This window comes from Pontibacter sp. CAU 1760 (assembly GCF_054482735.1).
In genome coordinates this window covers 212,405-225,170 of record NZ_JBTLRL010000002.1, presented here as the reverse complement: position 1 = coordinate 225,170, position 12,766 = coordinate 212,405, and the positions used below count along the sequence as shown (strand labels likewise).

The following is a 12,766-nucleotide window of genomic DNA, read 5'->3' as shown; positions in this document are numbered from 1 at the left end:
TTCCCATACCCCCCGGCTAGCAATCGGACCTGGCATAACCTTCTGCCGGGCTGTCAGTACAACATCGGAAACCTCTAACCCCTGAGTATACATGCGCTTGAAACACGTTTTCTCGAAAGTACTTCTATGGAGCTGCATTGCGGCACTTGCACAGGCCTGCGCAGGCCAGAACGAAACTTCCACGGAAGCTAACCAAACCGCTGGTGCGCTTTTGCCAATCGATGCGGAGCCAGTGCCAGTAGAAATACGGCAGGAAAACGGGCAATACCAACTGTATCGGGGCGGAGCGCCCTACTACATCAAGGGGGCGGGAGGCAGCCACTTCCTGGACCGCCTGGCGGCGTATGGCGGAAACTCCGTGCGCACCTGGAGCACCGATAATGCCCAGGAGATACTGGACGAAGCCTACCGGAACGGCTTAACCGTGACGATGGGGCTGGAAGTAGGCCGCGAGCGCCATGGCTTCGACTACGACGACCCGGAGGCTGTGCAGCAGCAGCTAAGCGAACTGCGCAAAGAGGTGCTGAAGTATAAAGACCACCCGGCCCTGCTCATCTGGGGCATCGGCAACGAACTGAACCTGAGCTACACAAATCCCCTGGTATGGGATGCGGTGAACGATATCGTCAAAATGATCCATGAGGTAGACCCAAACCACCCGACCAGCACCATGTTGGCCGGCATTAATAAAATGGAGATGGACTACATCCGGGAGAAAGTGCCTGATCTGGATATACTGGCCGTGAACGCTTACGGCGACCTGCCCAAAGTGCCTGCCCGGGTGCGTGAATTCGGCTGGACGGCCCCTTACATGATCACGGAGTGGGGACCGACAGGACATTGGGAAGGACCACAAACGCCATGGGGCGCGTCGGTGGAGGAAACGAGTGCCCAGAAAGCTGCTGTGTACCAGCAGCGCTACCAGGCTTCGATGGGGCAGGACAAAGCGCAGTGCATCGGTTCCTATGTGTTTCTGTGGGGGCAGAAGCAGGAACGCACCCCTACCTGGTATGGCCTTTTTACCGAAGACGGCAAAGAGTCGGAAGTGGTGGATGTGATGCAATACCTCTGGACGGGCAACTGGCCCGAGAACCGTGCACCACACCTCCGCAAGTTCACCATCGATGGCAAGAGTGCCACCGACAACATTTACCTTCCCCCAAACAAATCCTTCCAGGTTACAGCTGATGTCAGCGACCCTGACAAAGACCCGCTGACATACCGCTATGAACTGCTGCACGAGAGTACCGACCTGAAAGAGGGCGGTGACCGCGAGAACAGGCCCGCTGCCATTACGGAGTTGGTAACGCCGCAGCGCCCAGGAACTGCCACCCTTAAAGCCCCTGCGCAGCAAGGCGCCTACCGCCTGTTTGTATACGCCTACGATGGCCACGAAAACGTTGCCACAGCCAATATCCCATTCTATGTAAAGCCCTGAGAGGGGTTTTGGGGTTTGCCTGAGCTGCCTTTGGATGCTTGCGCCTCGTGCGACGCTTGGCTAGTCAGTATTTTACCTGTTGTTGGGTATGGCCCATGCTACACAAGAGCTGTGTTAACTTATTGTAAGGCAAGGTATAACCTTTGGCGCAAAGCGTTAGTTTACTGAAGTATCCTTCCGCCAGAGACGTATGCAGCCAGCCAAGACTAAACTAAAGCAACTAATCAAGCAGCTTGATACCCTGCATCAGGAGGCGACTGCCCTGGAGCAGCGCTTCGAGCCAGCCATCGAAAAGGTGCACCCCACTTTCAGGAAAAGCGCCCGTAACCTGCTGCATTACCTCTCGCTCCGGAAACATGATATCCGCGAACTGCAGGAGAGCCTTGCGCAACTCGGGCTTTCTTCATTAGGGCGGGCCGAGGGCCATGTGCAGGCCAGTTTGCAGGCAGTGCGCACCCAACTCTGCAACCTGATGAACTGCAAGCCCACCGTATGGCCGCTTGCTGTCTCGTTTCATGAGAACACCGAACTTTTAGAGGCCAACACCAAAGCCCTGCTCGGCCCGCAACCCCAAAAGCGCAGCACCCGCATTATGGTGACGCTGCCCAGCGAGGCTGCCGAAAACCAGGAACTGTTGCCGCGCCTGCTGAAGGCAGGGATGAATTGCGCCCGCATCAACTGTGCCCACGACGATGAAGTGGTATGGCTGCGGATGGTACAGCAGGTGCAACAGGCGACAAGCGAAACCCATACCTCCTGCAAAATACTCATGGACCTGATGGGCCCCAAACTCCGCACCGGCCCCCTGAAGGAAGGTCCTAAGCTCATCACCATCCGCCCCACCCAAAATAACCTGGGCCAAACAACCGAGGCCGCCAGCGTATGGCTGGCCCCTCCCGATGAACCGCCACCCAAAAACACGCATGCCTGGCTGCCGGTGCCCCCTGAGTGGCTGGCCCACGTGCAGGAAAACGATAAAGTCGTGTTCACTGACACGCGTGGCCGCAAGCGTTCATTCCAGGTAATGCGCAAGGAAGGCCGGGGCGTTTTAGCACACCTTTTCAAGTCGTCTTACATTACCACGGGTACTAAACTTCGCCTCAAGACCAAAACGGCTACTGAGCATACCTCTGTCGGAGAGTTGCCCCCTACATTCGCTCCTATCATCCTGCGCAAAGACGACCTGCTGCTCCTGACAAAGGAACTGACACCAGGAGAGCCGGCCCTTTACGATGCGCACGGGCATGTGGTGCAACCTGCGCATATCTCCTGCACCCTGCCCGAGGTGTTTGCCCAGGTAAAAGAGGGCCAGCCTATTTTGTTTGATGACGGCAAGATAGAAGGGGTGATCATGAACGTGACCGCAGACACGCTGCTGGTGAAGATAACCTATGCCAGCCCCACCGGCAGTAAGCTGCGGGCCGACAACGGCATTAACCTGCCTGAAAGCAAACTGGGTTTGAACGGCCTGACACAGAAAGACAAGCAGGACCTGAAGTTCGTTGCCAAACACGCTGACATCGTAAACCTCTCGTTCGTGAACAACGTGGAGGATGTGGAGGCGCTGCAGGCAGAACTGAAAAAGCTCAAGGCCAGGCGCCTCAGCATCATGCTGAAGATTGAAACAAAAGAGGGCTTCCGGAACCTGCCCCGGCTTTTGCTGGCCACCATGCGAAGCCACCCGGCAGGCATTATGATTGCCCGCGGCGACCTGGCCGTGGAGTGCGGCTGGCTACGGCTGGCCGAGGTGCAGGAAGAGATTCTGTGGCTTTGCGAAGCGGCGCACATGCCGGTGGTATGGGCAACCCAGGTGCTGGAAACGCTGGCAAAAAAAGGCCGTCCGTCCAGGGCCGAGATAACTGATGCGGCCATGGCCCAGCGTGCCGACTGCGTGATGCTGAACAAAGGCCCCCATGTGGTGCAGGCCATCGAACTGCTGCACGATATACTGGTGCGCATGCAGGAGCATCAGCATAAAAAAACCTCTATGCTGCGCAGCCTGCACGTCTCGGATTTGGAGGCCTTGCAATAGGTCACGCTTGCCCGCCACAAGTCGCATAGCATGTGCTTTTGCCGGACAATTCGGGGTTTGCCACACAGTTACTGTACATTTTCACTAAAGTTTTATACCTTTCGATCTTCAACCAGCGTTGTAAGTATAATTCGCTAGTTAACAACAGCTTAAAGTTGGTGTTGTTGCCGCACTGCGCTGTGGGAAGCAGCACTCATCTGAAACTAAATTGCTTGTGTGATGAAAGACGAAAACCTGGAAAAACTATTTTACGCCATAGCGGCACTGCTGGTGGTAAGTGGAGTGGTTATACGTATCCTTGCCCTTTCAGAAAACCAACTAGGCCTTCACCTCATCCTTTCCGGGCTGTTAGCCGGGGTGGTGGCTATTCTGATGCACATGAAACGGGTGAATGAGTCTGAACAGCAGCACGCAGACCTTGAATCGAAACACCTGCACAAGCCCTAGTGCCCCACGATTCTAGCGTTGAACCGATAATTCCTGTCTATGGGCACCGTGCGGGTACTGTGGATGGAGTTTGTCCTTTTCGACCTTAGAGCGCAGCCTGCAACTATTCCCATTACCCATGTACCGAAATCGCTGCTCCATAGAGGCCAATGGGAATACGCACGGCTTACCTACTCCTCAGACCGCAAAGGCTTCTGGTTTGACCTGTACAAGGGTAATAAAGGTGCACATGAAGTGATGGTGGTAATGCTGAAAGAAGCCATACCCCAAGTGCGACTACCAGCGATACAGGCTTTATAATTTGCTTAACTTGCAGCCAAACATATTTCAAATTCTTATGGACGGCAGAAAACGCGCTAACATCAAACCGGGCTTGCACGTGAACATCGTGCTGAAGGAAGACCAGCGCACCGGCGACCTCACGGAGGGATATGTAGACAAAATACTGACCAACTCCCCCACCCACCCCCACGGCATCAAGGTAAGGCTGGAAACCGGCGAGGTAGGCCGGGTGAAAGAAATACTGCCAGAGGATTAAGCGGAAGTTGGCTGCCCTTTCCTTGAGAAGAAATATGTCCCGAGCACAGTTATCAGAGTACAAAACGCTACCGCTATGAGCAAAATGCCTTCCCTCCTTTGCTTCGGGATTTTCTACTGCATCGCTGCCCAGGCACAGCAAGCGGTGCCGCTTTTCTCTTCTTCAGATCCAGCTCGTGCGTCTGTTTCCCTGGCCAGATACCCTGAACCGATACTCATGGTCGGTGACCACGAAACGAGGGTTCACGCATTCATTTCGGACCCAGAGGATGTTATAAGCTTTGATATGTACAAAGGGAAAAAAGCCCGCCGGAAGTTCGGGCTAAAGGGCAAGGCGGGTGCGATAGCCGTGACGCTGAAGCCAGCCACACCCTTGGCAAGGCTGCCGGAACTGTTCGAGGCTTTTCAGGTGACCGCACAGCAGCAGCAACTGAGCCTGGCCATCAACGGGCAGCATGTGCGCAACCCGGAGCAGCTGTTGGCTGATCTCCGCCAGATTGAAAAAGTAGAGGTAACCGCTTTCGACCCGCTCTCCCCCACACGCTGGAGCCTTGCCCCCGCCTTCCTTAACATTGTGACGAAACAGCAGTTACAGCCCCACTCAGGTATTTTTCGAGGCATTTTAGAAGTTCAAAAGGCATCTGCACCCTCTACCAACTAGAATCGCGGTTTTGCCTACCCTTGCTCTGAAGCGCTAATCTGCTTTGATTTCATTAATTTTTTAATGCCCTCGCTCGCCTCCGGCGAGTGTGAGCTATTTGGTGGCGTCCCGCCGTTTGTAAATTATACAGCTTAACAAAGCGGCCAGAGGCCGCACTATACTGCACACTCGCAGGAGGCTAGCACTGTCTTAAGCCGCGCTAATCCCAATTCATGGCACTCATTAACGCTATACCTTATAAGATTCCTTCATCGGCAAAGCTGTAGTAGTCGCTGTCGGTGAAGATGATGTGGTCGAGCACAGGCAGGTCTAGGAACTGGCCTGCCTCTTTCATTTTCTTGGTTAGGGCGATATCGGCGGCGCTGGGCTTGGTGTTGCCGCTGGGGTGGTTGTGCACCAGTATGACCGAGCTGGCCAGATGCTCCAGCGCCTTCTTAAAGATCAGTTTCGGGTCGGCCACAGTGCCCGCCACGCCCCCAGCGCTGATGCTCTCCTTCTTCATCACAACATTGGCCCGGTTCAGCAAAATGATCCAGAACTCCTCGTGCGGCAGGTCCAGCAGCTGCGGTTTGATGTAATTGTAGATATCGGTAGAGCAGGTGATGCGCGTTTTTGCCGTAGCGGCAGTCTCTTTCCGGCGGCGACCCAGTTCCAGGGCACTCACAATCGAGATAGCCTTTGCCTCGCCTATCCCCTGATGCTTTGTCAGGTCTTTTACTGACAGCCTGGCCAGCTCGTTCAGGTCGTTGCCTACCGCCGCCAGAATAATCTTGCCCACGTCCACGGCCGTCAGTTTGGTTGTGCCGGAGCCGATGAGGATGGCAATGAGCTCTGCATCGCTCAGGGCGGCTCTGCCTTTGAGCAAAAGCTTCTCGCGCGGCCTGTCCTCTTCGGCCCAGGTCTTGATGTTTAGGGCAGGCTGGTACGTCACTCCCACAGGAGTAGCAGGGGCAGTCAGGTTCTCTTCCACTTGCGGTATAGATTTTGAAGGGTAAATGATGATTGAGCAATTTATTTCAGGTGAAATAAGTTCAGTCCAGACAAGTGTTATTTTAATCCTACTACAGCAATTTATGAAACTGCAACCGCAACAAACAAGGCAGTTGGCAGTTCCGACTCTTATATGCGAAACCTGATATCCTCCGGAACAATCGTTTTGTTCCTTTTCCTGATAGACCTGTATGTATACCAGGCCATCAAAACCGTCTCCCAAAACCTGGACCCTATGGCCCAGCGAATCATCTACTTTCTGCATTGGCTGGTATTTGCCATCACGGCAGGCACCTTTTTGATGGCGGCTGCTACGCGTGGCACCCCGCCAAGCGCCTTCAAAACCTACCTGGCGAGTACCCTGTTCATCATTTTCGCCTCTAAGCTGGTGGTGGTGCTGTTTCTGCTGATGGACGATACTGTTCGGGTGGGCAAAATTGTGTACCACCATGCCACCAACGATACGCCTTTTGACGCCTCGCGCAGCAAGTTCCTGAGCCAGTTGGGGCTGATTGCCGCCGCGGTGCCTTTTTCGGCCTTTATCTATGGTATGGTGAAGGGCGCCTACGATTACCAGGTAAAGCGCGTGACGCTGCGGTTCCCGAACCTGCCCCCTGCCTTTGATGGGTATAAATTGCTTCAGATATCCGACCTCCATACCGGAAGCTTCAACTCTACTGAGCCATTGCGCGAAGCTGTGAAACTCATTAACAAGCAAGAGGCTGACTTGGTACTATTCACTGGCGACCTGGTGAACAACATGGCCATAGAGGTGCAGGAGCATATCGATACCCTGAAAGAGATCAAAGCTAAAACAGCGGTATACTCCGTGCTGGGCAACCATGATTATGGCGACTATGTCAGTTGGCCGAGCCCGGCGGCAAAGCAGGAGAACCTGCGCAGCCTCATCGATAGCCACGGCAAAATGGGCTGGCAGATCCTGATGAACGAGCACCGCATCATTGAGAAAGACGGCGAGAAGATAGCAGTGCTAGGCGTAGAGAACTGGGGCAACCGGGTGGGTTTCCCGAAGTACGGCCGCCTGGAGGAAGCCTATGCCGGCACCGAGGATTCACCGTTTAAGGTGCTGCTCTCCCACGACCCTTCGCACTGGGATGGAGAAGTGAACCCCAAGTATGACGACATCGACCTGACGCTTTCGGGGCATACGCACGGCATGCAGTTCGGCGTGAACATACCGGGCTGGAAATGGAGCCCGGTGCAGTACGTGTACGAACAGTGGGCCGGGCTTTATAAAAAAGGCCGCCAACACCTCTACGTGAACACCGGCCTTGGCTTTTTAGGGTATCCGGGTAGGGTGGGTTTCTTGCCGGAAATTACTGTGTTTGAGTTGAAAAGAGCCTAGGCAACCTCCCTCTTGCATCGCCAGCCATAACAGCTGGCGATGTTTTTTTTAGAAGCAGTAGTGAGCTTTTATTGCTTTATCCCCCGAAGTTCAAGAAAAAAACAGGACTGGCTTTTGGCTGAAGGCGACTTAAAAAGGCTTAGGGCTTAAACGTTTTAGCTATAAATTGCATTCCTTTCGAAAAAGGCGGCGGCTAAATTCACCGTGGCAACACCTTTTATTTGCTTCGGACGGTTTGATGCGCTAATTTAGTAGGCAACGTTGTGCAGGGGAAAGCATACTCTCCGCCAACCTTTCACCTCCGTCGCTTTCCAGATACGCCAGGTACGCCGCACACAGGCAGGGTACTTTAAAGGATTTTGCCTGCGCCGGAGATTTTTACAGTTTCCTGATGATGATTAAGTTTGTTCTTGCCTTCCTGCAGTTAGTAGTACTTGCATCTGTTACTGCCCTTTCCCAACCGAAGGAAAAGGCAACCTATACCCAACAGCTCACCCTTTACGGTGCCGTAGATTTGGCGAAGCTGCAATCGCCAAGTTACCGCAGCGCCTCGGTGCTGCTCGAGAACAGGCAGTGGCAGTACAAGACGTTCCGTTCTAACTTTTACCCGCAACTTAGCCTGAGCGGCGTGCTGCCGGAGTATAACCGTACCATTGATCCCCGCATCACCGACAAAGGAAGCCTGGTCTTCATCAACACCCACAACTCCAGTTCATACCTGCAGCTCTCGCTGGGCCAGGAGATCGGCCTGACGGGTGGCTATATTTCCATCAACTCCCAACTCAAGCGCCTGGATGATTTTCAGGCAACTGAAAACCAAACGCGCTACTCTTCCATACCGGCCACCATCACGCTGAACCAGCCTATTTTCGGGTTTAACTGGCGCTCTTGGGACCGCAAGATATCGCCGCTGCGCTACGAGGAGGCCAAACGCGACTACCGGGAGGAAATGGAGGAAATCTCGAGTGAGGCCACCAAGCACTTCTTTAACTTGCTATTGAGCCAGATCAGCCTACAGATAGCCGAGAAGAACGTGGCCAACAACGACACGCTTTACAAACTGGCCCAAAGCCGTTACGAGGAAAACATCATCCCCCAGAACGAACTCCTGCAGATGGAGCTGACCCTGCTCAACTCAAAAACCAACCTAGAGCAAGCGCGCCTCGACGTGGAGTCTAATACCCTAAACCTGAAGGTATACCTGGGCATAACGGATGAGGCTCCCATTGAATTGATCGCTCCCTATGAGATTCCGATATTTGAGGTGGATGAAAACGTGGCGCTGCACCAGGCACACAACAACCGCCAGAGGGTCATCAGTTTTCAGCGGGAGTTGCTGGAGGCAGAAAGGGGCGTTGCGAAGGCCAAGGGGGAGACCGGCTTCACCGCCGACCTTTATGCCTCTTTTGGCCTGACGCAGCAAGCCATTGAGTTTGAGGAGGTATACACCGACCCTTCCCCACAGCAACGCGCGCGCATCGGCTTCAACATCCCGCTGATGGATTGGGGCCGCACGGCTTCCAAGATAGGTACCGCCACGGCCAACCGGACGCTGGTGCAGCAGAACATCGAGCAGCAGAAAATAAACTTTGACCAGGAGATCTACCTCAACGTGAAGCGCTTCCGGGTACTGCGGCAGCAGGTAATCAGTGCTCGCCGGGCCGACGAGATCGCGGAGAAGCGCTTTAACCTTACCAAAGACCGTTACCTGAGCGGCAAACTGGGCATCCTGGACCTGAACGTGGCCACCGAGGAGCGCGACAAGGCCACCCGAAGCTTCATCAGCTCGCTGCGCAGCTTCTGGCTTGCCTATTACCAACTGCGCCGCCTCACGCTCTACGATTTTGAGCAGAACCTCTCGCTCGTAGATGACCTGTAAGAAACCGTAGCAAAAGCCCGGCAGCATGGCTTAGGCAGGGGCCGTCAAACCCGAAACAGTTCGGTTCGTAAACACAGAGAGCCGCCAGCGTGCTGGCGATGAAACCAATGTGTTATCAGAAAAACCGAGCTATGAAAAAGATATTCTGTTCCCTGTTTGCCGTGAGCGCGCTGCTCTTTACAGCTTCCTGCTCCGAAGACAGGGGGACCACTACCGAAGTGGTGGATTCTAACGAAGATGAAAACGTGAACCCGAACCATATCCGGGGGTATGGCGATGCGGAGCCGGGGGGCGTGGCTCCCGCCGACCCTGAGGCTGGCCAGATGTATGGCTTCAGCACGGAGGAGCTCTCCACTGCCATCACCACCGACCTTGGCGTAGATGCAGACGTGGCCACCAAGATGGTGCAGGTATACTATGACCGCGACAGGCAGCTCAGTGAGATGGAAGCCGCTGTGCGGGAGCAGGCAGACAACCCGGATCGCAAGCGCATTGACACTGACGCGGACAGCAGGATAAAAGGCATGTTAACGCCGGAGCAGTATAAATCCTATGAGCAAAACCGCTCCAAGTACCATGAGATGACGCGAAACCGCACCGCCGTGGGTACGGAGAACTAACCCATACGTCTAAGGTATTTATGAAGGCCTGTAGCCATACGAACTTGCTACAGGCCTTCATGCTTTTTAGCCCGATTATCATTACTTTTACAGCGCTTTGTTATTTATCCGTAGGCTGGCATACTATTTGGCCGCTTTGGGCGTATTACACCAAACCTATATTCCACTGCTGCTGCGGCAGTTTTCTTTACATGCACCGACACCTACTGCTTGGTCTTTTCGCCATTTCCCTGCTGTGTATAGGGCTTCCTGCCCATGCCCAGCGGACATTGCGGCTGAGCGGCACCGTGTTGCAACCCGACAAGCAAACCCCCATCCCCGGTGCTACCATCGTCAAGATCAGCACCAAGGCTGGCGTATTATCTGATGCCCAGGGCAAGTTCCGGATTGATCTGGAGCCCCAGGACACGCTGCTGGTGCGCGCCGTTGGCTTTAAGCCGCTCATGTACCTGCCCAGCAAGCTGCCGGTGTCGGAGTTGCGCGTGAACATTGTGCTGCAGGAAGACAGCATTATGCTGGGCGAAGTGGAGGTAACCAGCCGCCCTTCGCAGGAGATGATCGACAGGGCCCTGCGAAACATGAAGCGCGAGCAGGCAAGCCAGGTAAAGCGTCCGGGCTATATTCCCGGCCTCGAGCCCCCGCCGCCCCCGCCCGCCGCTGGCCCCACCGTCGCGAACCCGATTGGCCTGATGTATGACATGTTCTCGAAGGAGGGCAAGGAACGCCGCAAGGTAGAGGAGCTGAAACGGCAGGAGGAGTTGAAGGAAAAGCTAAAGGAGGAGGACGATTACAACCGCTTCTTTAAGGATAACCGGGGCTACGAATAAGTAAGGGCCATACGGTGGCAGCAACTGCAGGCCGTACCATTCGGGCAGCTAAAGCGCCTGATACTTCGTAAGGGTAAGTCTGTTACCAACAACTTTACCGCATGAAGATCGGATATCCCTGTATCAATCAAACACTCGACTGCAGTTCTTCCCGCACCTTTCGGCTGGCCTCTTACTCTGAGGAGCGCCTGATCGAAACCGTGGAGATGAACCTGGCCTGCCTACGCCGCATTCTGGAGTATAATGTGCAGCACGGCCTTTTATTTTTCAGGCTTACCTCTGACCTGGTGCCCTTCGCCTCACACGAGGTCAACCAATACAACTGGCAGGAGCACTTTAAAATGACTTTCCGCCGGCTGGGCAACTACATCAAGGCCAACAACATGCGCATCTCCATGCACCCCGACCAGTTTGTGGTGCTCAACTCACCCAATGCCCAAACGGTGCGTAACAGCGTAGCGGAGCTGGTATACCAGGGCAGCGTGCTGGACCTGATGGGGCTTGATACCTCGGCGAAGCTACAGATACACGGGGGTGGTGCCTATGGCGACAAGCCAGCAGCCATTGAGCGGTTTGCAGAGGTATACCATACCCAACTTCCGGATGCCGTGAAAGCCCGCCTCTGCGTAGAGAACGACGACCGCACCTACACCCTTCAGGATTGTCTGCAGCTGCACGAAAGCACAGGTATGCCGATCATTTTTGACAACCTGCACCACGAGTGCGTGAACAACGGGGAGCCTATGCGCGAGGCTGTGGCAATGGCCGCCAGCACCTGGCAACCCGAGCGCGACGGCATCCTGATGATGGACTACTCCTCGCAGGCGCCCGACGAGCGCAGGGGCAAGCACATCCAAAGCATACAGGAGCAGCTCTTCCACGATTTCCTGGTTGAAACCGAGGGTATGGACATGGACATCATGTTAGAGATTAAAGACAAGGAGGCCAGCGCCCTAAAGGCAGTGGAACTGGCTAAAACCATGGGCCGGGTGGCTGTTTAAAACATCAGGTGGTATAGCCACTCCCCAAGTTCCCACATTGCCCAAAGCAACAGGACAAACACCACTACTACACCCACCAGTGCGGCCACGATAATGTTTTTGCCGCTGCCCTGGTACTTGCCCTCGTCGTAATGCTTGCGCAACAGGCGCACGTTGCGCTCATTGGCTTTATAGGCGAAATCAAAGATACTGCCCAGCACCGGTATACTTCCAATAATCGCATCGAGGGCAATGTTCACGAGCATGAGTGCGACCAGCTTGCCACTCGCGCCATGCTTGGCAATAGTCAGCACAATCACGGCAGACATGGCAAACGAAGCCAGGTCGCCGGCTACAGGCAGCAGCCCTAGCAGCGGGTCTAATCCAAACCGGAAACTGGTACCCGGCAGCGCGAACTGGTTATCCATCAGGCGGGCCATGGTATCGACCCATTTTAGCCGTTCAGACTGCGGGGTGCGGGTATAACGTGTGTTTTCTTTAGACATACGCGCTTATACGCAGGCAACTGCCGAAAGGTACAGCGGGTGCAGGTGTGTTAGTACAGCTTAGCGGCGTCTGCTCCGTTTCATCTTCCGGTGCTTTTTCTTTTGGGCGTGGCCTATGATTCGCTTCGTGCCCCCTCTCTGTTTTCCTTTCATGAATTGCATGCCATTTCCAGGGCTGCTTCTGTACGTGCCGCGGTTGCTGTTTGATGAAGAACAGGCGAAAGCCAAAGCGGCCACGAGTACAATGCCCAGGAGTTGCTTGAGAAAATACATGTTTATTGATTTAAAGGTAAACGTTCATTTTTTGCACCCAATCAATAAACATACAAAATTTTATAATTATAATTAAAAAATAAATTTATGATTTTCCATTATTTATAGCTATAAAAAAAGCCCGCGGCAATTACACCACGGGCCTTTCTGGTCAACCTTTTATAAGTCTGTTATCAATACTGAAAGCAGGCAAAAAGGTTAACCCTGTAA

At 54.2% G+C, this 12,766-nt stretch carries 14 protein-coding genes; 11 read left to right on the top strand and 3 right to left on the bottom strand.

Annotated elements, in window-relative coordinates:
• The first annotated feature begins 91 nt into the window (after window positions 1–91).
• The 6 genes from ACXYMU_RS03445 to ACXYMU_RS03420 all read left to right on the top strand — a co-directional run bounded on the left by ACXYMU_RS03445 (window position 92) and on the right by ACXYMU_RS03420 (window position 5,115).
• On the top strand, window positions 92–1,438 hold the full coding sequence (locus ACXYMU_RS03445; RefSeq protein WP_458984953.1) for a glycoside hydrolase family 2 TIM barrel-domain containing protein: 1,347 nt from the start codon (window positions 92–94) through the stop codon (window positions 1,436–1,438).
• A gap of 190 nt (window positions 1,439–1,628) precedes the next feature.
• Window positions 1,629–3,470 carry a pyruvate kinase gene (locus tag ACXYMU_RS03440; protein ID WP_458984952.1) on the top strand — a complete coding sequence of 614 codons (1,842 nt, stop codon included), beginning with the start codon at window positions 1,629–1,631 and terminating at the stop codon, window positions 3,468–3,470.
• A 219-nt stretch (window positions 3,471–3,689) separates the two neighbouring features.
• On the top strand, window positions 3,690–3,917 hold the full coding sequence (locus ACXYMU_RS03435) for a hypothetical protein (RefSeq protein ID WP_458984951.1): 228 nt from the start codon (window positions 3,690–3,692) through the stop codon (window positions 3,915–3,917).
• Between the two features lie 39 nt (window positions 3,918–3,956).
• The gene (locus ACXYMU_RS03430; RefSeq protein ID WP_458984950.1) at window positions 3,957–4,217 is read left to right on the top strand and encodes a hypothetical protein; all 261 of its coding nucleotides are present in this window, start codon (window positions 3,957–3,959) and stop codon (window positions 4,215–4,217) included.
• 37 nt (window positions 4,218–4,254) lie between these two features.
• A complete protein-coding gene (locus ACXYMU_RS03425) occupies window positions 4,255–4,455 on the top strand; it encodes a YwbE family protein (RefSeq protein WP_458984949.1) in 201 nt (66 codons plus the stop codon).
• A gap of 75 nt (window positions 4,456–4,530) precedes the next feature.
• On the top strand, window positions 4,531–5,115 hold the full coding sequence (locus ACXYMU_RS03420) for a hypothetical protein (protein WP_458984948.1): 585 nt from the start codon (window positions 4,531–4,533) through the stop codon (window positions 5,113–5,115).
• A 235-nt stretch (window positions 5,116–5,350) separates the two neighbouring features.
• Here the strand turns inward: ACXYMU_RS03420 and radC are convergent, their stop codons facing one another.
• Window positions 5,351–6,046, bottom strand: coding sequence for a RadC family protein (gene radC, locus ACXYMU_RS03415; protein WP_458985225.1), 696 nt, complete (start codon window positions 6,044–6,046; stop codon window positions 5,351–5,353).
• A gap of 192 nt (window positions 6,047–6,238) precedes the next feature.
• Here radC and ACXYMU_RS03410 point away from each other — a divergent pair, with 192 nt between their 5' ends.
• From ACXYMU_RS03410 to uvsE, 5 genes are all read left to right on the top strand, one after another.
• Entirely contained in the window at window positions 6,239–7,471 is a 1,233-nt protein-coding gene (locus ACXYMU_RS03410) for a metallophosphoesterase (RefSeq protein ID WP_458984947.1), read from the top strand.
• Between the two features lie 391 nt (window positions 7,472–7,862).
• Window positions 7,863–9,350 (top strand): TolC family protein, encoded by a 1,488-nt coding sequence (locus tag ACXYMU_RS03405; RefSeq protein ID WP_458984946.1) that lies wholly within the window; start codon window positions 7,863–7,865, stop codon window positions 9,348–9,350.
• Window positions 9,351–9,481: 131 nt separating this feature from the next.
• Window positions 9,482–9,970: a hypothetical protein gene (locus ACXYMU_RS03400; protein WP_458984945.1), complete on the top strand. Its 489-nt coding sequence runs from the start codon at window positions 9,482–9,484 to the stop codon at window positions 9,968–9,970.
• Between the two features lie 191 nt (window positions 9,971–10,161).
• Window positions 10,162–10,797, top strand: a complete 636-nt coding sequence (locus ACXYMU_RS03395; protein WP_458984944.1) for a carboxypeptidase-like regulatory domain-containing protein — start codon at window positions 10,162–10,164, stop codon at window positions 10,795–10,797.
• 101 nt (window positions 10,798–10,898) lie between these two features.
• Complete coding sequence (gene uvsE, locus ACXYMU_RS03390; protein WP_458984943.1) at window positions 10,899–11,798, top strand: UV DNA damage repair endonuclease UvsE; 900 nt, start codon at window positions 10,899–10,901, stop codon at window positions 11,796–11,798.
• Here the strand turns inward: uvsE and ACXYMU_RS03385 are convergent.
• A complete protein-coding gene (locus ACXYMU_RS03385) occupies window positions 11,795–12,283 on the bottom strand; it encodes a DUF4112 domain-containing protein (RefSeq protein WP_458984942.1) in 489 nt (162 codons plus the stop codon). The two genes, uvsE and ACXYMU_RS03385, sit on opposite strands and share 4 nt — an antisense overlap.
• Window positions 12,284–12,343: 60 nt before the next feature.
• Window positions 12,344–12,556: a hypothetical protein gene (locus ACXYMU_RS03380; RefSeq protein WP_458984941.1), complete on the bottom strand. Its 213-nt coding sequence runs from the start codon at window positions 12,554–12,556 to the stop codon at window positions 12,344–12,346.
• Between the last annotated feature and the right edge of the window lie 210 nt (window positions 12,557–12,766).

What these genes read in the sequence shown, in the direction of transcription:
- uvsE (WP_458984943.1), top strand. Translation starts at nt 10,899, where the DNA reads ATGAAGATCGGATATCCCTGTATCAATCAAACACTCGACTGCAGTTCT.
- ACXYMU_RS03405 (WP_458984946.1), top strand. Translation starts at nt 7,863, where the DNA reads ATGATGATTAAGTTTGTTCTTGCCTTCCTGCAGTTAGTAGTACTTGCA.
- ACXYMU_RS03400 (WP_458984945.1), top strand. Translation starts at nt 9,482, where the DNA reads ATGAAAAAGATATTCTGTTCCCTGTTTGCCGTGAGCGCGCTGCTCTTT.
- ACXYMU_RS03380 (WP_458984941.1), bottom strand. Translation starts at nt 12,556, where the DNA reads ATGTATTTTCTCAAGCAACTCCTGGGCATTGTACTCGTGGCCGCTTTG.
- ACXYMU_RS03445 (WP_458984953.1), top strand. Translation starts at nt 92, where the DNA reads ATGCGCTTGAAACACGTTTTCTCGAAAGTACTTCTATGGAGCTGCATT.
- ACXYMU_RS03420 (WP_458984948.1), top strand. Translation starts at nt 4,531, where the DNA reads ATGAGCAAAATGCCTTCCCTCCTTTGCTTCGGGATTTTCTACTGCATC.
- ACXYMU_RS03385 (WP_458984942.1), bottom strand. Translation starts at nt 12,283, where the DNA reads ATGTCTAAAGAAAACACACGTTATACCCGCACCCCGCAGTCTGAACGG.
- ACXYMU_RS03395 (WP_458984944.1), top strand. Translation starts at nt 10,162, where the DNA reads ATGCACCGACACCTACTGCTTGGTCTTTTCGCCATTTCCCTGCTGTGT.
- ACXYMU_RS03435 (WP_458984951.1), top strand. Translation starts at nt 3,690, where the DNA reads ATGAAAGACGAAAACCTGGAAAAACTATTTTACGCCATAGCGGCACTG.
- ACXYMU_RS03430 (WP_458984950.1), top strand. Translation starts at nt 3,957, where the DNA reads ATGGGCACCGTGCGGGTACTGTGGATGGAGTTTGTCCTTTTCGACCTT.
- ACXYMU_RS03410 (WP_458984947.1), top strand. Translation starts at nt 6,239, where the DNA reads ATGCGAAACCTGATATCCTCCGGAACAATCGTTTTGTTCCTTTTCCTG.
- ACXYMU_RS03440 (WP_458984952.1), top strand. Translation starts at nt 1,629, where the DNA reads ATGCAGCCAGCCAAGACTAAACTAAAGCAACTAATCAAGCAGCTTGAT.
- ACXYMU_RS03425 (WP_458984949.1), top strand. Translation starts at nt 4,255, where the DNA reads ATGGACGGCAGAAAACGCGCTAACATCAAACCGGGCTTGCACGTGAAC.